The organism is Nonomuraea sp. NPDC003754 (genome assembly GCF_053605785.1).
The window spans coordinates 65,116-85,269 of sequence record NZ_JBSGJX010000031.1 but is presented as its reverse complement, the minus strand read 5'-3'; the positions used below and the strand labels follow the sequence as shown (position 1 = coordinate 85,269).

General features: G+C 71.0%; 21 protein-coding genes. 9 read left to right on the top strand and 12 right to left on the bottom strand.

Annotation, left to right across the window (positions count from 1 at the left end; all coding sequences use genetic code 11):
• Positions 1–77 precede the first annotated feature (77 nt).
• Complete coding sequence (locus ACWEVS_RS31815; RefSeq protein ID WP_452554412.1) at positions 78–1,457, bottom strand: APC family permease; 1,380 nt, start codon at positions 1,455–1,457, stop codon at positions 78–80.
• A 117-nt stretch (positions 1,458–1,574) separates the two neighbouring features.
• Between ACWEVS_RS31815 and ACWEVS_RS31810 the strand changes: the two genes are divergently transcribed.
• Positions 1,575–2,171, top strand: a complete 597-nt coding sequence (locus ACWEVS_RS31810) for a TetR/AcrR family transcriptional regulator (RefSeq protein ID WP_449930090.1) — start codon at positions 1,575–1,577, stop codon at positions 2,169–2,171.
• 41 nt (positions 2,172–2,212) lie between these two features.
• On the opposite strand, the gene ACWEVS_RS31805 is transcribed toward ACWEVS_RS31810, so the two are convergent.
• Positions 2,213–2,626, bottom strand: a complete 414-nt coding sequence (locus ACWEVS_RS31805) for a TIGR03668 family PPOX class F420-dependent oxidoreductase (RefSeq protein ID WP_452413213.1) — start codon at positions 2,624–2,626, stop codon at positions 2,213–2,215.
• 8 nt (positions 2,627–2,634) lie between these two features.
• On the bottom strand, positions 2,635–3,684 hold the full coding sequence (locus ACWEVS_RS31800) for a DUF3800 domain-containing protein (protein ID WP_452554411.1): 1,050 nt from the start codon (positions 3,682–3,684) through the stop codon (positions 2,635–2,637).
• 277 nt (positions 3,685–3,961) lie between these two features.
• Between ACWEVS_RS31800 and ACWEVS_RS31795 the strand changes: the two genes are divergently transcribed.
• The gene (locus tag ACWEVS_RS31795) at positions 3,962–5,017 is read left to right on the top strand and encodes an SDR family NAD(P)-dependent oxidoreductase (protein WP_452554410.1); all 1,056 of its coding nucleotides are present in this window, start codon (positions 3,962–3,964) and stop codon (positions 5,015–5,017) included.
• Positions 5,014–5,790 carry an MBL fold metallo-hydrolase gene (locus tag ACWEVS_RS31790; protein WP_452554409.1) on the top strand — a complete coding sequence of 259 codons (777 nt, stop codon included), beginning with the start codon at positions 5,014–5,016 and terminating at the stop codon, positions 5,788–5,790. The genes ACWEVS_RS31795 and ACWEVS_RS31790 overlap by 4 nt, the downstream gene beginning before the upstream one ends.
• 46 nt (positions 5,791–5,836) lie before the next feature.
• Here ACWEVS_RS31790 and ACWEVS_RS31785 read toward each other — a convergent pair whose 3' ends face one another.
• Complete coding sequence (locus tag ACWEVS_RS31785) at positions 5,837–7,069, bottom strand: ATP-binding protein (RefSeq protein ID WP_452554408.1); 1,233 nt, start codon at positions 7,067–7,069, stop codon at positions 5,837–5,839.
• A complete protein-coding gene (locus ACWEVS_RS31780) occupies positions 7,066–7,725 on the bottom strand; it encodes a response regulator transcription factor (RefSeq protein ID WP_449930078.1) in 660 nt (219 codons plus the stop codon). The genes ACWEVS_RS31785 and ACWEVS_RS31780 overlap by 4 nt, the downstream gene beginning before the upstream one ends.
• Before the next feature lie 124 nt (positions 7,726–7,849).
• Here ACWEVS_RS31780 and ACWEVS_RS31775 point away from each other — a divergent pair, with 124 nt between their 5' ends.
• Complete coding sequence (locus ACWEVS_RS31775) at positions 7,850–8,335, top strand: hypothetical protein (protein ID WP_449930076.1); 486 nt, start codon at positions 7,850–7,852, stop codon at positions 8,333–8,335.
• Between the two features lie 49 nt (positions 8,336–8,384).
• Here the strand turns inward: ACWEVS_RS31775 and ACWEVS_RS31770 are convergent, their stop codons facing one another.
• Together ACWEVS_RS31770 and ACWEVS_RS31765 are read right to left on the bottom strand one after the other, a co-directional pair.
• Positions 8,385–9,434 carry a hypothetical protein gene (locus tag ACWEVS_RS31770; protein WP_449930074.1) on the bottom strand — a complete coding sequence of 350 codons (1,050 nt, stop codon included), beginning with the start codon at positions 9,432–9,434 and terminating at the stop codon, positions 8,385–8,387.
• A gap of 72 nt (positions 9,435–9,506) precedes the next feature.
• Complete coding sequence (locus ACWEVS_RS31765; RefSeq protein WP_449930072.1) at positions 9,507–9,944, bottom strand: hypothetical protein; 438 nt, start codon at positions 9,942–9,944, stop codon at positions 9,507–9,509.
• A gap of 222 nt (positions 9,945–10,166) precedes the next feature.
• Between ACWEVS_RS31765 and ACWEVS_RS31760 the strand changes: the two genes are divergently transcribed.
• Entirely contained in the window at positions 10,167–10,703 is a 537-nt protein-coding gene (locus ACWEVS_RS31760; RefSeq protein ID WP_452554407.1) for a peptidylprolyl isomerase, read from the top strand.
• A gap of 113 nt (positions 10,704–10,816) precedes the next feature.
• Complete coding sequence (locus ACWEVS_RS31755) at positions 10,817–11,677, top strand: rhomboid family intramembrane serine protease (protein ID WP_452554406.1); 861 nt, start codon at positions 10,817–10,819, stop codon at positions 11,675–11,677.
• Between the two features lie 36 nt (positions 11,678–11,713).
• On the opposite strand, the gene ACWEVS_RS31750 is transcribed toward ACWEVS_RS31755, so the two are convergent.
• Positions 11,714–11,959 carry a cell division protein CrgA gene (locus tag ACWEVS_RS31750; RefSeq protein WP_354916965.1) on the bottom strand — a complete coding sequence of 82 codons (246 nt, stop codon included), beginning with the start codon at positions 11,957–11,959 and terminating at the stop codon, positions 11,714–11,716.
• A 131-nt stretch (positions 11,960–12,090) separates the two neighbouring features.
• Between ACWEVS_RS31750 and ACWEVS_RS31745 the strand changes: the two genes are divergently transcribed.
• Genes ACWEVS_RS31745 through ACWEVS_RS31735 form a run of 3 tightly spaced genes read left to right on the top strand, consistent with a single transcriptional unit; the run spans position 12,091 to position 13,434 of the window.
• Positions 12,091–12,711, top strand: a complete 621-nt coding sequence (locus ACWEVS_RS31745; RefSeq protein ID WP_354916968.1) for a class E sortase — start codon at positions 12,091–12,093, stop codon at positions 12,709–12,711.
• A 1-nt stretch (position 12,712) separates the two neighbouring features.
• Positions 12,713–12,871 carry a hypothetical protein gene (locus tag ACWEVS_RS31740; protein ID WP_354916971.1) on the top strand — a complete coding sequence of 53 codons (159 nt, stop codon included), beginning with the start codon at positions 12,713–12,715 and terminating at the stop codon, positions 12,869–12,871.
• Positions 12,868–13,434, top strand: a complete 567-nt coding sequence (locus tag ACWEVS_RS31735) for an anthranilate synthase component II (RefSeq protein WP_354916974.1) — start codon at positions 12,868–12,870, stop codon at positions 13,432–13,434. The genes ACWEVS_RS31740 and ACWEVS_RS31735 overlap by 4 nt, the downstream gene beginning before the upstream one ends.
• Positions 13,435–13,943: 509 nt before the next feature.
• Here the strand turns inward: ACWEVS_RS31735 and pknB are convergent.
• The 4 genes from pknB to ACWEVS_RS31715 form a co-directional block, all read right to left on the bottom strand.
• Positions 13,944–15,785 (bottom strand): Stk1 family PASTA domain-containing Ser/Thr kinase, encoded by a 1,842-nt coding sequence (gene pknB / locus ACWEVS_RS31730; protein ID WP_449930065.1) that lies wholly within the window; start codon positions 15,783–15,785, stop codon positions 13,944–13,946.
• A gap of 82 nt (positions 15,786–15,867) precedes the next feature.
• Positions 15,868–17,325 carry a serine/threonine-protein kinase gene (locus tag ACWEVS_RS31725; RefSeq protein WP_452554405.1) on the bottom strand — a complete coding sequence of 486 codons (1,458 nt, stop codon included), beginning with the start codon at positions 17,323–17,325 and terminating at the stop codon, positions 15,868–15,870.
• Positions 17,322–18,779: a peptidoglycan D,D-transpeptidase FtsI family protein gene (locus tag ACWEVS_RS31720; RefSeq protein ID WP_449930061.1), complete on the bottom strand. Its 1,458-nt coding sequence runs from the start codon at positions 18,777–18,779 to the stop codon at positions 17,322–17,324. The genes ACWEVS_RS31725 and ACWEVS_RS31720 overlap by 4 nt, the downstream gene beginning before the upstream one ends.
• Complete coding sequence (locus tag ACWEVS_RS31715) at positions 18,776–20,125, bottom strand: FtsW/RodA/SpoVE family cell cycle protein (protein WP_354917108.1); 1,350 nt, start codon at positions 20,123–20,125, stop codon at positions 18,776–18,778. Before ACWEVS_RS31715 ends, ACWEVS_RS31720 begins: the two co-directional genes overlap by 4 nt.
• Positions 20,126–20,154: the final 29 nt, after the last annotated feature.

The window sequence follows — 20,154 nt, the reverse complement described above, 5'->3', positions numbered from 1 at the left end:
CTCGACGGGTAGTCATGCGAGGTCAGTCCCCGGGGTCCGTGGCGCCCTGGCGGGTGGTGCGGCGACGTGGCAGGGGGTCAGTCCTCGGGCACGGTGACGACCCAGTGGGTGGCGTGGCGAGGTCGCAGGTAGAGCAGGTAGTAGGCGGCGAACAGCGCGACGATGCCGCCCGCGACGACCAGGTCGGTGACGCTCTGCTCGAGCAGCGCGTAGCCCAGGGCCGCGATCACGACCAGCGGCGGAAGCGGCCACAGGGGCATGCGCCAGGCCCGCTCCTCCCGGTGCCGTGCCGTACGGGAGCGCAGCGCGGCCGCGGCGAGCAGCAGCGAGACGACCGTCACGATCACCGAGGTGAGGCCGAGCAGCTGCTCGATGTCGAGCAGTGCCGCCATCGCCACGCCGGGCAGCCCGATGGCGAGCGTCGCCGCGTACGGCGAGCCCCAGCGCGGGTGGATGCGGGTGAGCGCGGCGCCGACGGGAGCGGGCCAGGCGCGGTCGCGGGCGGAGGCGAACACGACGCGGCCGTTCTGGAGCACCATGACCAGGACGGCGTTGCAGATGGCGATGGCGATGCCCAGGTTGACCGCGGTGGCCACGCCGTCGCCGGCCCAGGTGCGCACGTAGTCGGAGAAGGAGCCGTTGACCAGGTCGTCGAGGGAGCCGACGCCCAGCACGGTGGCGATCACCGGCACGATGATGACGACGGCCGCCAGGCCGAGCGACCAGAACACCGCGCGGGAGATGTCGCGCCGCGGTTCCTTGATCTCCTCGGCCAGGTAGGTCGCGGTGCCGAAGCCGTTGACGACGAACATCGCCACGGTGAGCCCGGCCATCAGCGCGGCGATCCCGAACGGAGAAGCGCCGCCCTGCCCGTCGGGCACGACAGGGGACAGGAGGACCTCCGGGCCCCGCTGGGCGTGCGTGAAGCCGAGGGCGGCGACCACGCAGGCGGCGACCACCTCGATGGCCAGGAAGACGCCGGTGATGAGGGCGTTCGACCGGATGTCGAGCACCGCGAAGGCGGTGGCGGCGAGCATCACGACGGCGCCGGCGCCGGCCCGGTCCACCGCGAGCAGGTCGCTCAGGTAGTCGGCCGTGCCCAGCGCGATGATCGGCGGGATCACGATCAGCAGCGTGATGGACAGGCCGAAGGTGAGCCAGCCGCACAGCCGGCCGAGCATCGCCGTCACCATGGCGTACTCGCCGCCGGAGCTGGGTCTGAGCGTGCCGAGTTCGGCGTAGCAGCAGCCGACGGCGATCGAGACGGTCACCCCGGCCAGCAGGGTGAGCACAGCGCCGCTGCCCTGCCCGGCGAGAACCTCGGGAACGATGATGAACAGCGAGGACGCGGGCGTGATGCACGACAGCGTGAGCATGACGGCGCCGAACAGGCCGAGCATGCGGGCGAGAGAGGGAGGGGCGGGAGCAGCGGCGGGGGCCGTTGGCGGCTGGATCATGGGCGCTCCTGGGCCGATCTTTGAATGCCGTTCAAACTGTTTGAATGGCATTCAAAATGCACTGCCGTAGATTGGTCCGTCAAGGACTCGTCAACGACCGTTATCGCAAGGTGAGCTATGGCGCGGGGGCATCGCCGGCTGGACCGGCCACGGGAGCAGGTGCTGGAGGCGGCGATGGCCGCCATCGCCGAGCACGGCCTGGCCGACCTCACGATGGCCGGGCTGGCCCGGCGGCTGGGCACCAGCGGAGGCCACATCCTCTACTACTTCGGCAGCAAGGATCAGGTGCTGGTGGAGACGCTGCGCTGGAGCGAGGAACGGCTCGCCCCCCGGCGGGCGGAGATCGTCGAGCGCGGCGCTCCGGCCGGCGATCGGCTGGCCGGCTACATCGACCTCTACCTGCCCAGCGGCACCGCCGATCCGCGCTGGCTGCTCTGGGTCGACGTGTGGAGCCGCACGCTCGCCGTTCCCGAGCTGCGGGAGACGCAGGCCGAGCTGGACCGGCGCTGGCACGAGGATCTGGTGCGGGTGGTGGACGACGGCGTGCGCGCGGGCGAGTTCGTCGCCACAGACGCGGAGGCCTTCTCGGTACGGCTGCGCGCGATGCTCGACGGGTTCAGCACCCAGATCGTCATCGGCGTGCCGGGCGTGGACCGCGCCGCCTTCGCCGCGCACGCCCTGGACCACTGCCGCCGAACGCTCGAAGCTCGCTGATCACCCGGCGGCGGACCAGCCGCTCCACCGAAGCCCGCTGATCATCCGGCGGCGGACCAGCCGCTCCACCGCTCCACCGCGATCGTGACCACGGGCCCCTCGGGCGGCCGGGACCGGTAGGGCGCGTAGCGTTCGGCCAGCCGGGCGATCCAGCGCGCGCTCTCGGCCGGGTCGCCCACGATCGCCGCCCTGCCGTCCGCGCGCGCCCACCACAGCCGCGACCAGTCCTCCTCGTAGTGGTCCACCAGCAGGCTGACCCGCTCGTTGACGGCGATGTTCCGCAGCCTGCGCAGGTCCGTGGACCGCTTCGGCTTGTGATCGACCGCGAACGCGATCAGGTCGTCGTGGACGGCGAACACGATCGGCACCAGGTGCGGCACCCCGCCGGTGTCGGCCGTGGCGAGCGTGGCGGTCCGCGCCGTCATGAATCTGTCCCTGGCCGAGAGCGCGTCCATGACCGCATTCAACCAGCGGGCACCGGCAGGAACCGGCTCCGGTCGTCCCCCCAGATCGAGGACGCGTCGACATAAGGGCGGAGCAGCGCGGTGAGCTCGGCGTCGCCGCGCCCCTCGAGCTCGTCCTCGGCTATCCTCCGTGCCGCTCCGGCGAGAAGGTCGGCGACCTGGACCCGCGGGTCCGTGCGCGAGTCGACGAGCCGTACCCCGGCCAGCCGGCCGGTCGGGGAACCACGGCGGACGACCGGATGTGCCCTGAGCTGGGCGATGCGCTCGTCGGTCAGCATGGTCTGCCGGTCGTGGACGAGGAAGAGGGGAGCGTCGTCCGCGGCCCAGCGGTCGACCGCCCCGACGATGGCAGGGACCAGCGGGTCGAGCACCGGCATCAGCGGCGGCTCGCCGAGCAGCCGCGCCCGGAAGGCCGCCACGCGAGGTCGCGCCCCGGCGAGCCGCTCCATGACGGCGCCGGTCGGGCCACCGGCACCGGCCGACCGCAGGACGTCGACCAGGTCGAACGCCTCCTCGACCGATACCACGGGACCACGGCCGTTCTTGGTGCGCAGCACGTCGTTGAAGGACGTCAGGAAGGCGGTCCACCGCGCGTGGCCGAGCGCGTGAGGGCCCTCGCGGTAGACGGTGGCGGCCACGTCGGCGGGGGTGTCTCCGGCGGCGGGCAGCAGCTCGGCCACGGCGCGGACGACGAGGAAGGCCTTGTCGACGAGATGGACGTGAGCGTTGCCGAGGAGCGGCCCCGCGGGACCGAGCAGCCACGCGAGCGTCCCGCGGTGCTTGCCGCGGAGCAGGATGCCCGCCTTGAACTCCGTCGTCGGGGAGGGCGCCCGCCGGCGCACCTCCCGCATGCACCTGGCCGCCGACTCGATGTCGAACCCCACGCCGGCGTGCGCGAACACCTTGGTGTTCCCGCCGACGAGCTTCTCGCCCTCCGACCCCGACTCGTCGCAGGCGATCTCGCGGAGCCGCTCCGCCAGGCCACCGGGCGGTGGCGGCCGGTCGCCGGCAGGCAACCGGTCCGTCCGCCCGGAATCGGGTCTGATCACGCATCGGACATTACGCAGCCGCCGTGACCGGACGAAAGGTGTTTTCCGGCCGGGCGGAGAGTCATAGCGGCAAAGGTCGAGGAAGCGCCGTGTGTCTCCGTTGACCCTTAGGAGGGGCCTGAATAAATTCCGACCCGTTCTGCGGCCGAGGGGGAGCGGCCGATCGGTGGCGGGGGTGGCCGGCCGATACCCGGGAGGGCCTGAGGAGCGCGCCGGACCGACCGGGTCGCCGGAGGAGGGTGCAACGAGGGTGGGGGGAGTTCGGGTGCGGAGTGCGGTGCGTTGCTTCGGTGAACGGCTGGTGCCCTTCGACGAGCCGGTCGAGGAGAGTCGCGCGGTGGTCGAGCCGTCGCCTGGCGAGCTGCTCGCCGCCGCTCGCGGGGCCGTCGCCGAGGGGAGACCGCTGCTCGTCGCGGCGCGGACCGACGCCTACGCGGGATTCCTGCGCACGCTCTGGCTCGAGCACCCGGAGCTGGCGGTCGCGCTGGTGGTGACGAACGGCCGCGTGCTCGCGCCCGAGCGGCCCGTTCCCGGCTACCACGAGCTGGTCGTCGACGACAGGGGCGGGACGTGGCGGCGGGAGAGCGTGCCGGTGGAGCTGCCGGCCGAAGGGCGGATCCCCCTCGATTCCGGCGATGTGGTGCTGGTCAGCGGCGGCGGTAAGGGGTTCGGCCATGAGTGCGCGAAGGCGCTCGCCGGCGCCACGGGCGCCAGGCTCGCTCTCCTCGGCAGGTCCGAGCCGGACGACGATCCCCTGCTGGCCGCCGCTCTCGCCGACCTCCCGGGGGAGCACGCCTACGAACCCGCCGATCTCGGCGACTCCGCGGCGGTGGCGCGTGCCGTACGGGCGTTGGAAGGGCGGCTCGGGCGGGTGACGGCGATCGTGCACGCGGGCGGCGTGAACCGCCCCGCGCGGTTCACCGAGCTGACGGACGGAGAGATCGCGCTGCACGTCGCGCCGCGGGTCGGCGGGTTGGACGCGTTGCTGGCCGCCGTGGAGCGCCCCCGGCTGGTGGTGGCGTTCGGCTCGGTGGCCGGCAGGTACGGCAAGGCGGGCGCCGCGCACGTCGCGCTCGCCACCGGGCTGATGCGGGAGCGGGTGGGCGAGTTGCGGACCGAGGCGCTCAGCGGGGAGGGCGGTCGCGACGGCGGGCCGACGCGATTGCTCACCGTCGAGTGGGGCGACGAGGACGCGACGGGGCACTGCGCCCTGCTCCTGCGCCTGCTGGCCGTCCCGGACCTCGCGGGCACCTTCTCCGTCCGCGCGGCCTCCGGCCACGAGGAGGCCGGGCCGGCACACGAGTCGCTCGTATCCGCCAAGATGAGGACATGAACGAGCAGTGGCTGGAGATCGGCGACCGGGTGTTCGTCCGTCGGCACGAGTCCTACGACCTGAACGTCGGCCTGGTCGTCGGTGACGGCCAGTGCCTGGTCCTCGACACGCGGGAGTCCCACCCCAAGGCCGCCGACCTGATCGAGGCCATCAGGAGGATCACTCCCGACCCGTGGACGGTCGTCAACAGCCACGCCCACTTCGATCACTATTTCGGCAACGCGCTGTTCGTGCCCGCCGAGTTCTGGGCGCACGCGCGGGCGGCCGAGGAGATCAAGAGGGACGGCGAGGGCACCAGGGAGCGGGTGGCGGCCGGCCGGGATCCCGAGGCCGCCGACGTGGAGATCGTGGTGCCCGACCACACGTTCACCGACCGGGCGACGCTGGACATCGGCGGCAGGCCGGTGCACCTGCGGTACTTCGGCAGGGGGCACACCGACAACGACATCGTCGTGCACGTGCCGGACGCCGGTGTGGTCTTCGCCGGCGACCTGGTGGAGGAGGGGGCACCGCCCGCCTTCGGCGACGCCTACCCGCTCGACTGGCCGGGCACGCTGGCGGCGTTGCTGGCCGAGCTGCCCGAGCAGGTCATCGTGCCGGGGCACGGCGCGGTGGTCGACCGCGCGTTCGTCTCGGCCCAGCTGAACGACCTTGCGGTCACGGCCGATCTGGCCCGCCGCGCGCACGTCGAGGGCCTGCGCGACCTGGTCTCCCAGATGCCCTACCCGGAGGCGATCGAGCGGGCGTTCCTGCAGCTCGACCGCGACGCCTGAGGCCGGCAGCCGCGGCCGGGGGCGGGTCCGTCCCGCCCCGGCCGCGTCAGTTCCGGTGCGCAGGGAACCTCGCGACGAACCCGCCGTCCCGTACGGCGAGCGTCCCGCCGTGCAGCGTCGCGATGTCCCTGGCGATCGACAGGCCGAGCCCGGCCCCTCCGCCGTCTCTTGCCCTGGCCTCGTCCAGCCTGGTGAAGCGGTCGAAGACGGCCTCCCTGTGCTCGGGCGGGATCCCCGGCCCGTCGTCGAGCACCTCCAGGACCGCCTCGCCGTCCTTCTCGTACGCCCTGACCTCGACCGCCGTCGCGGCGTGCCGTACCGCGTTGTCCACCAGGTTGGTGACCAGCCGCGAGAGGTGGCCGCGCGAGCCGCTGACGACCACGTCGGGGCTGATGTCGAGGGTGACGGCCGCCCCCGGGCGGGCGCTCCGCTCGGCGACGACCTGGCCGAGATCCACCTCCTCCCTCCGCAGCGGCTCGCCCGCGTCGAGCCTGGCCAGCAGCAGGAGGTCGCCGGACAGCCGTTGCAGCCGTTCGACGTCGGCCAGCGCCTCGGTCGACAGCTCGGTGGGCTCGGCCAGCTCCATCCGGGCGCGCAGGGTCGCGATCGGGCTGCGCAGCTCGTGCGCGGCGTCGGCGACGAACTGCTTGTGCCGCTCGACCGCCGTCTCCAGCCGGTCGAGCGTGGCGTTCACCGTGACGGCGAGCCCGGCGATCTCGTCGCCCGACTCGGGGACGGGCACCCGCTGGTGCAGGTCGCGCGCGGTGATGTCGGCGACCTTCGCCCTGATCGCCGCGACGGGCGCCAGCGCCCGGCCGACGGAGAACCACGTCATCCCCGCCACCACGGCCAGCAGGAGCGGCACCCCCGGCAGCAGCAGCCCGTTCAGCGTCTGGAGCGCCTGCTCGGCGCCGGCCAGCGAGGCCCGGCCCCAGACCTCGACAGGACCCGTCTCCGTGTCGACCGCCATCCTGGCGACGGCGAACTGGCCCGGGGTCGCCGTCTCCCACGGTCCCACCGTCTCCCACGGGTCCACCGTCCCCGTGGGCGTGCTGACCTGGACGTCCGGGTCGGCGGTCAGGACGAGCTCGGCGGGCTTGGTGACGGCGGCCAGCGGCATCGCCGCGACGACCTTCCTGGCCGCCTCGGACCTGGCGCTGGCCTCCAGGCTGCCCTTCAGCGAGATGACCAGGACGGCCGCGGCGATGCCGAGCGCGACGGCGACGACGGCGGTGGCCGCGACCGTGGCGCGCAGCCGTACGGAGAAGAGGCTCTTCACACCGCCTCCAGACGGTAGCCGGCGCCCCTGACGGTCTCGATCACGCCGGGGCCGATCTTGCGGCGCAGCGCGCTGACGTACACCTCGACGATGTTGGGGTCGCCGTCGTAACTGAAGTCCCATGCCTGGGCGAGCAGCTCGCTCTTGCTGACCACCTCGCCCGCCCGGCGGGCCAGGCCGTGCAGCACCGCGAACTCCTTCGGGGTCAGCGCGATCTCGACGCCGCCCCTGCGGCAGCGCATGCCCGCGGGGTCGACGGTCAGGTCGCCCACGGTGATCGACACGGGCCGCTCCTTGCCGCCCCGCCTGACCAGGGCGCGCAGCCTGGCCACCAGGACGACGTAGGAGAAGGGCTTGGCGAGGTAGTCGTCCGCGCCGGTGTCGAGCGCCTCGGCCTCGTCGTAGACGCCGTCCTTCGCGGTGAGCATCATGATCGGAGTCCAGTTGCCCGCCTCGCGCAGCTTCGCGCAGAGGGCGTACCCGTTCAGCCTGGGCAGCATGACGTCCAGCACGATCGCGTCGTAGTCGTTCTCCGAGGCCATCCACAGCCCGTCGCGGCCGTCGTAGGCGACGTCGACGGCGAAGCCCTCACCCGCCAGGCCGCCCTTGACCAGGTCGGCCAGCCTCTTCTCGTCCTCGACCAGTAGAACTCGCACAGTGCTCAGCGTGCCTGACGCGACCTAAAGCCAACCTGAAGATCATTTCGGCGGCGTTCAGGCTGCCTTCAGGTTGCGTGGGCGAAGCTGCGTTCATTCCGTTCGATCAACGAAGGAGAGGGAAGTGTTCAAGCGACGTATCGCCGCTCTCGTTGCCGTGGGTGCCGTGCTGCTGGCCGGGGGGCTGGCCGGATCGGCCAACGCCGCCTCAGGGGAACCGCCCGCCAAGCCGCCCGCCAAGGGCACCTGCGTGACGAGCGACGGCAGGACCTTCGAGTTCGTCGACGCCATCCCCGCCACCGAGATCGAGCACGCCGAGAAGGGCGAGGTCCGGCTCTCCGCTGACGTCGACGCGACCGGTGCCGTGGCGCGCGCCGCGAAGGTCGCGCCCGACGGGGAGACCGTGACGGTCACGACCCCGCCCGACGGCGCCCCGCACGTCCAGCGGTGGAGCGAGGTCACCGAGGCCGTCCCCGCGACGCCCGCCACGGAGGCCGAGCGGAAGGACGCCCCGATCCAGGCCGCCGAGATCACGGAGAGCGCGGTCGCGATCGCCCCCGCGGACGACGAGAACGCCAAGGCCGTGACCATCGCCTGCCGCGCCGAGTAACGGGGCGCGGCCCCGCCGTACCGGCGATGGGGGTCCGGTACGGCGGGGCTCAGGCGAAGGACGGGTGCGGGCCCAGCGCCCAGTACTCGAAGAGCCCGTGGCCGACCTGCCCGTCGTACTCGAAGCGCGCGACCGCGTCGACCATGCCCCACATGCGGCCGGCGTCCTCGGGCAGCGTGTAGGTCACCCCCTGGACCACGGGCTGGCTTCCCTGGTACATGCCGTGCTTCCAGTCGGGCTCCAGGCCGTACCCCGTGCCGACCATGAGATGGACGGGCAGGATCGGCGTGCACCGCACCTCGATCTTGTCGAAGGTGATCGTGGCCGACACGACGTCGCGGGTGCCTGGGGCGTAGACGGGGTGGTAGCCGGGGCGGCCGAGATACTCCTCCCGGCCGTCCGACCACACCCTGACGGCCTCCTCCAGGACCCTGCGGCCCTCGTGGTCCTCCTGCACGATGCAGAGGATCGCGTGGTCGTCGAACTGCATGGGCGCGTACAGCCAGTAGAAGGTGCCCGGGTTCTTGACCTGGATGCCGGGCGGCTCCGGCTCGCCCACCGGTCTGATGCCCCAGGAGCGGTCCCTGGTGCCCTGCCATCCGTCGACGGGGATCTCGTCGTCGCCGACCACGATGGTGCCGCTCCAGCGGCCGGTCTGTGCCAGCCGTACGGAATCGAAGATCACCCGCTCCTGCCAGCGCAGGAAGTGGCGGGGTTCGAGCGTGGCCGGGATCGTGCCCGTCCACGTGAGGTCGAAGGACAGGCCATGCTCGTTCGGCTCCAGGATCACCCTGAGCCGCTTGAGCCCTTCGATGACCTCGATCCTGAACGGGCCGACGGAGGTGTCCATGCGGTCGCCGCCGAGTTCCCGTGACGCCCGCACCACCCGGTGCAGGTCCGTACGGCGGGCACAGGCGAAGGCGTCGGTGACGCCGAGATTGGGGTACTGCCCGAGCCCGACGATGAGCATGAGCTCGTCGGTGCCGGCATGGCAGTTGAAGTAGTAGCGATCGTAGAAGTTGCGATCGGAGGTCGCCACGTGGCGCATGACCTGAGGGGCCTGGTGGACGGGGAAGTCGTCGAGCGGTGACAGGCTCATGCGCTGGTTGTAGCAAGCGCTTGGTTAGAGGTCAACGCGGCCGCGCGCAGGGGCGCGGCCGCGTCGCACCCGTCAGGTCGTCTTCGGCGCCGCCTCGTCGACCTTCTCGGCCGTGTCCTCCGCGTGGGATGACACCTTGTCGGCCGCCTTGTGTGCCCGCTCGCTGACCCAGCGAGAGGCGTCAGTGGCGGACTCCTTCATGTGGTCGGTCCACTGCTGGGCGTTGCGGCGGTAGAACACGAACCCCATGGCGCCCAGTGCCACCCCGGTCATCAACACCATGACCGGCCACCGGCGGGACCTTGCCGGTGTCGGGTCGATTCTGCTGGCCGCCTGGCTCAGCATGGCGCTGATCCTCGGGGCGAGCTGATCCTCGACCCGATGAGCGGCATCCTCCAGTTTGGGCGCCGCCCAGTAACGGGCATCCTCGATCCGATGCGCGGTGACCGTCTTGGCCTGGTCCGCCATCGGGGCGAGCCGGTATCCGGCCCGCATGGCCTGAGCCTTCATGCGGCCCAACCACGTCGCGGGAATCTCTACCACGACGTGGCGCTTTCTCAGTGTCAGGGACACGACAACCTCCCCTGTCGTTGGGGCCCCGCAGCGTGACCTTCCCGGTACAAGGCGGCTCAATCATGACGAGCCGTGGGAGGATGCATGAGTGGCCCCAGCGGCCTTGACATGCAAACCATCACAGAATGATCCCTGTGCACAGAGGGGGGCAGCTGTCTCGTGGCTGAGAAGCTGATCGCAAACCTGCAGACCAACCGTGGTCTCATCAAGATCGAACTCTTCCCCAACAAGGCGCCGAAGACGGTTCGCAACTTCGTGGAGCTCGCCGAGGGCACCAAGGAGTGGACCCACCCCGGCACCGGCGAGAAGAGCACCGGACGCTACTACGACGGCACGATCTTCCACCGCGTCATCGACGGATTCATGATCCAGGGCGGCGACCCGCTCGGCCAGGGCATCGGCGGCCCCGGGTACGAGTTCGACGACGAGATCCACCCGGAGCTCGTCTTCAACAAGCCGTACCTGCTGGCCATGGCCAACGCGGGCGTCCGCTTCGGCAAGGGCACCAACGGCTCGCAGTTCTTCATCACCGTCGTGCCGACGCCGCACCTCAACCGCAAGCACTCGATCTTCGGAGAGGTCGTCGAGGGCCAGGACGTCGTCGACGCGATCGCCAAGACGACGACCGGCCGTAACGACCGACCCACCGAGGACGTGGTCCTCCAGTCGGTCACGATCGACCGCGTCGAGGGCTGAGCGACGGGCTGGGCGGCCGCGCTCGTCGGGAACGCGAGGCTGTCGCCCGCGACGGTCCAGCGCCGACCCTCCCGATGAGTAGGCTGGCGGTCAGTGGACGAGAAAGGCCCCTCATGACCAGCCAGCCGCCCAGCCCCCAGGAGACCGTGCCCACGTGCTACCGCCATCCTGGCCGGGAGACGTGGGTCCGCTGCCAGCGCTGCGAACGGCCCATCTGCCCTGACTGCATGCGCGACGCGGCGGTGGGCTTCCAGTGCCCCGAGTGCGTCGCCGAGGGCAACAGGACCGTACGGCAGGCACGCTCGACCTTCGGCGGCGGCGTCGTCACGACGCCCTACGTCACCTACACGATCCTGGGGCTCATCGCCCTGGTCTTCGCCGGCCAGCTCCTCACCGACAACAGGCTCGGTTCCGCCCTCATGATGAACACGGTCTACGTGGTCGGCGAGGGCGAGTACCACCGGATGATCACCAGTGCCTTCGCGCACTCCACCACGATGATCTTCCACGTGCTCTTCAACGCCTGGGCGATCTGGGCCATCGCGCCCTACCTGGAGCGAGCCTTCGGGCACGTCAGGTTCGCCGCCCTCTACCTGCTGTGCGCGCTGGGCGGCTCGGTGATGAGCCTGTGGTTCGACGACCTGCGCACGGCCACGGTGGGCGCCTCGGGCGCGGTCTTCGGGCTGTTCGCGGCGATCTTCATCGTGGGGCGCAGGCTCAAGCTCGACGTGCGCGGCATCGCGACCGTCATCGTGCTCAACCTGGTGATCACGTTCGTGGTGCCGGCCGTCACGGGATTCGGCATCAGCTGGACCGCCCACGTCGGCGGCCTGGTCACCGGCGCGGTGCTGACCACCGCGCTGGTCTACGCCCCCAGGAAGCACCGCGCCCTGTATCAGGCGCTGGCCCTCCTGGGGGGCTTCGTGATCATGGTCGCGCTGACGGTCATCCGCGCGACGTCGTTGCTGTCCTGAGACTTTCCCCAGGCTGTGGAAAACCTGTGGAAAGTACTAACGCCAGCGGGTGGAAAGCACCACACCGAAGATGATGAAAGCGAACCCGACCAGCAGGTTCCAGTTGGCGAGATCCTTGAGCAGAGGCGCTTGAGGGGCCACGTAGTAGACCGCGATCCACAGGATCCCGACGATCCACGACAGGACCATGGTCGGCGCCAGCCATCGCGGGCTGACCTTGACCTCTTGCGACTTCTGCGGCGGCGTGTAGACCGCCTTCTTGCGAGTCTTCGGCTTGGGCACGGGATAACTCCTGCTGGCGGCCGGGGGCCATCCGGATAGTCCCCAGGCTCTCTGGTCTGCCCAGGATAGTCGCCACGCGCGGAACATGGCGATCCCCGGCGTCCGCCACGCCTGTGCATAACCTGAGCAGAGTGAGGGCACTGCTGCGGACCTGCGGGGAGCTGAGCATCACGGCCGGCCTGGTGATGATGTTCTTCTGCGCCTACCTGCTGTGGGGCACCAGCGCCTACACCCAGCGCCAGCAGCAGCTGCTCCAGCGGCAGCTCGCCGAGGAGCAGGGCGACGCGACCGCCCACCTCGGCCGGATCAGGCTCGGCAACGCCCTGGCCCTGCTGCGCATCCCCAGGCTCGGCGACGACTACAAGTACGCCGTGGTCGAGGGCGTCGACGCCGAACACCTGAAGAAGGGCCCCGGTCACTACCCGGGATCGGCGCTGCCGGGAAAGATCGGCAACCTCGTCCTGTCGGGCCACCGCACCACCTACGCGGCGCCGTTCAACCGCATCGACGAGCTCCGGCGCGGCGACGAGATCATCGTGGACGCCCGCGAGGCCCGCTACACCTACCGGGTCATCTCACAGGACGTCGTCGAGCCCGACGAGGTGGACATCCTCGCCCCCGTGCCCGGAAAACCCGACATCACCCCCATCAGGGCGATGATCACGCTCCTGACCTGCCACCCCGAGTACTCCGCCGCCCAGCGGCTCATCGTCTACGGCGTGCTGAAGTCCACCGAGCAGAGGAAGGCCTGACATGTACGGCTGGATCTGGCGGCACCTGCCCGGCGGACCGCCGACGCGGCTCCTGGCGGCCCTCGTGCTGGTCGCCGTGGCGGGAGCCGTACTCTGGTATGTCGTCTTTCCTCTTCTCGAGCCCGCCGTGACGCTGGATGAGGTGACCGTCCGCAAATGATCCTGGTGGTGGACAACCACGACAGCTTCGTCCACACCATCGTGCAGTACCTGCGCTTCCTGGGCGCCGTGTGCGAGGTGCGGCCGCGTGACGTCGTGCGCGTGGAGGACGCCGACGGCTTCGCCGGCGTCCTGGTGAGCCCAGGGCCCGGCACGCCCGAGGCGGCGGGAGTCAGCGTGCCGCTGGTACGCCACGCCGCCGCCACCGGCAAGCCGCTGCTCGGCGTGTGCCTCGGACACCAGGCGATCGGCGTGGCCTACGGCGCGGTCGTCTCCAGGGCGCCCGAGCTCATGCACGGGCGCACGAGCGCCATCATCCACGACGGCAAAGGCGTGTTCGCGTCGCTTCCCTCGCCCGTGACGATGACGCGCTACCACTCGCTCGCCGTACGACCCGAGACGGTGCCCGACGAGCTGGAAGTGAGCGCGCGGACCGCCGACGGGACGATCATGGGCCTCCGGCACCGCACCGCGCCCATCGAAGGGGTGCAGTTCCACCCCGAGTCGGTGCTGTCCGAGCACGGGCACCAGCTGCTGGGCAACTGGTTGTCGACCATCGTGTAACGCGGCGCCGCCTCGGAACGACTTACGGGTGAACGTCCCCGCCGTCGCCCCCGAGCGGCGGGGACGTTTCCCATTCCGGCCCCGGGGTGAACGCCCCCGGCGTCCAGGCTGCCCCCGAGCGGCGGGGACGTTTCCATTCCGGCCCCCGCGCGAACGCCCCCGGCGTCCAGGCTGCCCCCGAGCGGCGGGGACGTTTCCATTCCGGCCCCCGCGCGAACGCCCCCGGCGTCCAAGCTGCCCCGAGCGGCGGCGACGGTCACATTCCGCCCCCGGGCCGCCCCGAGCGGCGGCGACGGTCCACGCCGATCCCGGGTGAACGCCCCCGGCGTCCTCCAGGCCGTCCACGGGTGTGTACCGGGGCCCAGCGGCGTTCCCGAGCCTCCAGCGGGGTCCTGGGGCCGTCACGACCGCCTACCGGCGCTCTGCACGCCGGGCGGCCGCGATCACGAGCGTGCGGGAAAGGAAACGGCCCCCTCGCCCCGGAAACCGGGTGAGGGGGCCGTCCTGGGTCACGGGCCGAGGTCTGGCGGCTCGCCGGTGTCGCCTGGATCATCGGTCGCCGGGTCGGACGGGATGTCCGTCGGCTCCTCGGTCGCGGGGAACGACGGCTCCTCGGTCGGCTGCTGCTGCTCCGGCCCCGTCGAGACCACGATCGTGACCGTCGTCTTCTGGTTCTGCGAGCTGCCCGCCTCAGGGCTCTGCGTGATGACCGTGCCAGGCGGCTGCTCGCCCGGCTGCGGCACCACCTTCACCCGGAAGCCCTCGGCCTTCAGCTCGCTCTCGGCCTCCTCCTGCGTCTTGCCGACGACGCCGGGCACCGGAACCTGGGCCTTGGGCACGTACAGCTTGACCGAGCTGCCCTCCTCGACCTCCGTGCCGGACTTGGGCTTGGTGTCGAAGACCTTGTCCTGCTCCCTGGAGGAGACCACCGGCGTGATCACGCCTTCGAGACCGGCGTCCTTCAGCGCGTTCCTGGCGTCCTCCGGCGAGGAGCCGATCAGGCCGTCGGGCACGGCGATCTTCTTCGGGCCCTTGGACACCTTGAGAGCGATCGAGGCGCCCTCGTCCACCTTGGTGCCGGCGTCGGGCTCGGTACTGATGACCACGCCCTTCGGCACCTCGGCGTCGTTCTCCTCGGTGACCGTGAACTTGAGCTTGAGCGCGGTCAGCTCGGCCTCGGCGTCCTTCTGCTTCTGCGTGGCCAGCTGCGGCACGGTGACCTGCTTGGCGGCCGTGCTGCTCCCCGAGGCGAGGAACTTGTAGCCGACGAAGACGAACGCGCCGATGATCAGCAGGGGGACGAGGATCCAGGCCGCGGTCTTCGCCGCCGTGTTGCCGCCGCCACCGCCCGCGCGCCGTCTGCCGCCGCGGCTGGGCTCGCCCTCGCCGTACTCGTAGGGCGGGATGGCGCTGGTGCGCTGCGTGGCGGGGCCGGCGCCCTGCGGGGCGGCCATCGTGCGGGTGCCGGGGCCGTAGTTGGCGACCATCGTCATGGTCTGCGCCTCGACCGGCATGCCGGACATCGCGCGCTGGATGTCGGCCCGCATCTCGCCCGCGCTCTGGTAGCGCTGGGCCGGGTCCTTGGCCATCGCCTTGAGCACGATCGCGTCGGCCCACGGGGGAATCTCGGGGTCGATCTGCGACGGCGGGATGGGCTCCTCGCGCACGTGCTGGTAGGCGATCGCGACGGGGGAGTCGCCGGTGAACGGCGGCTGGCCCGTCAGCAGCTCGTACAGCACACAGCCGGTGGAGTAGATGTCGCTGCGGGCGTCGACCCGCTCGCCCCTGGCCTGCTCGGGCGAGAGGTACTGCGCTGTCCCTATCACCTGCGCGGTCTGCGTCATCGTGGCGGCCGAGTCGGCCATCGCGCGGGCGATGCCGAAGTCCATCACCTTGACGTCGCCGGCGCGGGTGATCATCACGTTGGCCGGCTTGATGTCGCGGTGCACGATGCCGCCGCGGTGGCTGTAGTCGAGCGCCCGCAGGATCCCGTCGACCAGCTCCACCGCGCGCTCGGGCAGCAACCGCCGGTCGGCCCTGAGCAGGTCGCGCAGCGTGCGCCCGTCGACGTACTCCATCACGATGTACGGCACGGGCGTGCCGTCGGTGGCGTCCTCGCCGGTGTCGTAGACGGCGACGACGGCCGGGTGGTTCAGGGACGCCGCGGACTGGGCCTCACGGCGGAAGCGGGCCTGGAAGGTGTGGTCACGCGCGAGGTCGGCGCGGAGCGTCTTGATCGCGACGATGCGGTCCAGCCGGATGTCTCGTGCGCGATACACCTCGGCCATGCCGCCGCGCCCGACGACGCCGTCGAGCTCGTAGCGACCTCCGAGTAGCCGAGGCTGAGTCATTTCCTGCACTGTCCCTTACCGTTCATCTTGGGTACCGGCCGGCTCGCGGGCCGCCAGTGTCCATCATCGACCCCGCGACGCATCACGTCTCCTCGTTCGGCGGGATGGTTTCGCCCGGATCGGGGGAGCCAGTTGGTGTCACTGTTGGCGTCGGGGTGGGGGTGGGCGTTGGTGTGGGCGTCGGGGTCGGGGTCGGGGTCGGCTTTGGCGTCTTCGTCGTCGTCGGCCGCTGCGTGGGAGTGGCCGACGTGCTTACCGTAGCTGACCGTGAGGGTACCGGCCGAGCGGTCCTCGGCGGAACCGTGGCGGGCCGGCGTGACGGTGTCTTGGTCCTGCTCGGCTTCATGGACGGAGTGCTTTCCACAGTTTGTGTGGGTTCCGTCACGTTGGGGGTTTCGCCGAGGCCGTAATTGGCGATAGCGAACGCCCCGAGCCCGACCGCCGCGGCGCACCCCGCCGTCGCGACCAGCACCGTGGTGCGCCGCCTGCGCCGCCGCACGGGCTCGGAGATCTGCGTGTGCGCGCCCCACCGCCCCGTGTCGTCCCCGTACGGGCCGCCCCCGCCGGGAGGCACCGGCGTCGGCGTGCCGCCGTACGGCTCGGCGGGCTCGATGACCGTCTCGGGCGAGCCGCCGACCGGACCCTGGCCGGTCCGCTGGTTGACGCGGAACCCGGCCGGATCGGTCAGCATGCGCAGCTCGGTGCCGGAGTCGTCGGCGCCCAGCATCGTCTGGCGCAGCGCGAGAGCCCGGTCGGCCAGCTCCCGCGCGCTCGCGGGACGCCTCGACGGCTCCTTCGACAGCAGCTCCATGACCAGGTCGCGCACCGGCGCCGGGAACGAGGCGTCCAGCGGCGGGGGAGCCGCGCTGAGGTGCTGGAGCGCGATCGCCACCTGGCTGTCGGCGTGGAAGGGCGTGCTGCCGGCCAGGCACTCGTAGGCCACCACGCCGAGCGAGTAGAGGTCGGTCGAGGGCGTCAGCGGCAGACCCTGCGCCTGCTCGGGGCTGACGTACTGGGCCGTGCCGAGAACGGTGCCCGTCTGCGTGACGGGTGCGGCCTCCATCGCGCGGGCGATGCCGAAGTCGGTGACCTTGATCGTGCCCTCGCGGGTGACCAGCAGGTTGCCCGGCTTGATGTCGCGGTGGATGATGCCCGCCGCGTGCGCCGCCTGCAGCGCCTTGGCGGTCTGGTGGATCACGTCGAGCGCCACCTCGGGGCCGAGCGCGCCGTTGCGCGCCAGGATGGCCGACAGCGACTCTCCCGGCACCAGTTCCATCACCAGGTAGGCCAGGTCGCTCTGCTCGCCGTAGTCGAAGACCTGGGCGATGCCGGGATCGGACAGGCCCGCGGTGATCCTGGCCTCGTTGCGGAAGCGGGCGAGGAAGGACGGGTCGGCCGCCACGCCGCCCCGCATGAGCTTGACGGCGACCTCGCGGCCGAGCAGTTCGTCCTTGCCGCGCCAGACCTCGCCCATGCCGCCGACGGCGATGCGCGACACCAGGAGGTAGCGCTCGCCGAGCCGGCGACTGGGGGAGGTCACTTGGCGAGCACCGCCTCCATCACGGCCTTCGCGATGGGAGCCGCGGTCTGGCCACCGGAGGCCTCGGTGCCCGCGCTGCCGGACTCGACGATGACCGCCACCGCGACCTGCGGGTCCTGGGCGGGCGCGAAGGAGATGAACCAGGCGTGCGGCGCCTTGCCCGGCGTGGTCTGCGCGGTGCCGGTCTTGCCGCCCACCTCGACGCCCGGGATCTGGGCGCGGTTGGCGGTGCCGTTGTTGACGACGCTGACCATCATCTGCCTGAGCTTGGCCGCGGTCTCGGAGCTGACCGCCTCGGACAGCTCCTCGGGCTCGGCCTCGTCGATGGTGTCGTTCTTGGCGTCGGTGATCTTCTGCACCAGGTACGGCCGCATGACCTTGCCGTCGTTGGCGATGCCGGCGGCCACCATCGCCATCTCCAGCGGCGTCATCTGGTTGCTGCGCTGGCCGATCGAGGCCTGGGCGAGCGCGGCGGCGTCCTCCTTGGGGCCGACGTCGCTCTTGGAGACCTCCATCGGGACGGACAGCGGCTCACCGACGCCGAACTTCGCGGCCTGCTCGGCCATCCGGTCGTAGCCGAGGTCCATGCCGATCTTGCCGAACGGCGTGTTGCACGAGCGCTCCAGCGCGTACACCAGTGGCACCTGGCCGCCACCACAGGCCGCGCCGCCCGAGTTGGGCAGGTCGGCGGTGGTGTTGGGCAGATCGAGGACCTGTGGGGCGGGCACGATGGTCTGCCCGTCGCGGCTGGAGTCGTCCTCGAGGAACGCCGCCGCCGTCACCACCTTGTAGGTGGAGCCGGGCGGGTAGGTGCGGTTGATCGCCCGGTTGACCAGCGGACCGTTGGTCTTGTCCTTGTCGAGCTTGTTGTAGGCGGCGAAGACCGTCCCCTTGTCGGTGCCCGACAGCACGTTCGGGTCGTAGGTGGGCAGCGACACCATGGCCAGGATCGCGCCGGTCTTCGGGTTGAGCGCGACGACCGCGCCCCGCTTGCCGCTGGCCGCCAGCGCCTCGTGGCCCGCCTTCTGCGCCTTCGGGTTGATCGTCACCTCGACGTTGGCGCCGCGCGTCGGCTCGCCGGTGAACAGGTCGATGCTCCTGCGCAGCAGCAGGTCGGGGTGGCTGGCGTCGAGGTAGCCATTGGTGGCGCGTTCGATCGCCGACTCGCTCTCCGGGGAGAAGTAGCCGGTGACGTGCGCGAAGACCTTCCCGTCCGGGTACTCACGGACGAAGCGGAAGTTGCCCTTCTTCTGCTCGACCGACTGCGCGAGGATGGTGCCGCCCGCGGTGATGCGGCCGCGCTGCACCTCGTAGCGCTCGAAGAAGTTGCGCTTGTTCCTGGCGTCGTCGTTCAGGCTCTCGGCTTTGAGGGCCTGCACGTAGTTGACGTTCAGCATGAGCAGCCCGAACATGACGAGACACGCCACGGCCGCGCGCTTGAGAGGCCCGTTCATCGCTGGAACACCTGCGTCAGTCCTTCGTCCTGGATCGCCTGGGGTGGGGGGCGTCGGGCGGCATCAGACATGCGTACCAGAAGGGCGATAAGGATCCAGTTAGCCAGCAGCGCCGAACCGCCCTGCGACATGAACGGCGTGACGAGACCCGTCAGCGGGATGAGGCCGGTGACGCCACCGACGATGATGAAGATCTGCCAGGCGAGGATGAACGAGAGGCCGCCGGCCAGCAGCTTGGAGAACGGGTCGCGGGCCGCGATCGCGGTGCGCAGGCCGCGCTCCACGATGAGCGCGTAGATGAGCAGCAGCGCCATCAGCCCGGTGAGGCCGAGTTCCTCGCCCACGGCGGTGAAGATGAAGTCGGAGAAGGCGAGCGGGATCTCCTTGGGGTGGCCCTGGCCGAGCCCCGTGCCCAGGATGCCGCCTGCGCCCAAGCCGTACAGCCCCTGCATGAGCTGGTAGCTGCCGCCGAACGGGCGGTCGTAGTACGCGGGGTTGGCGGGGTCCAGCCACACGTCGAACCGGTCGCCCACGTGGCTGAAGAGCTGGCCGGCGATGTAGGCGCCGCCGACGAACAGCAGCACGCCGATCAGCACCCATGAGGTGCGCTGCGTGGCGATGTAGAGCATCACGACGAAGCCGCCGAACAGCAGCAGGGAGGAGCCCAGGTCACGCTGCAGCACCAGGACGCCGATCGCGACGGCCCAGGTGATCAGGATGGGGCCGAGGTCGCGGGCGCGTGGCAGGTCGATGAACAGCAGCCGCCGCCCGGCCAGCGCGAGGACGTCGCGCTTGGCCACCAGGTAACCGGCGAAGAAGATCACCAGCGCCAGCTTGGCGAACTCGGCGGGCTGGATGCTGAAGCCGCCGACGCCGATCCAGATGCGGGCGCCGTTGATGGTCTTGCCGAGCCCCGGGGTGAGCGGGGAGATCAGCAGGACCAGGCCCACGAGGCCCGCGGTGTAGGTGAGACGTTGCAGGGCACGGTGGTCGCGCAGCACGATCAACGTCACGGTGAAGAGCACCACGCCGACGCCGGTCATGACGATCTGGTTGGTGGCGGACGCGCCCTCCTGCCCTGCCACCTCCAGCCGGTAGATCATCACCAGGCCGAGGCCGTTGACGAGGGTGACCAGGGGCAGGATGAGGGGGTCCGCCCACGGGGCGAACTTTGCCAGGACGAGGTAGGCGACCAGCATCAGGCCACCGAGGCTGAGGCCGTACGTCAGCATGCCGGCGGGGATGGCGCCGTCGACGGCCAGGCCGACGTTGGCGTAGGCCCCCATGACGATCGCCACGGCTCCGGCCAGCATGAACAGCTGGACGGCACGCCGCTTGGCGGGCATGGGGACGGGGGTCGCGACCACTTCGCTCA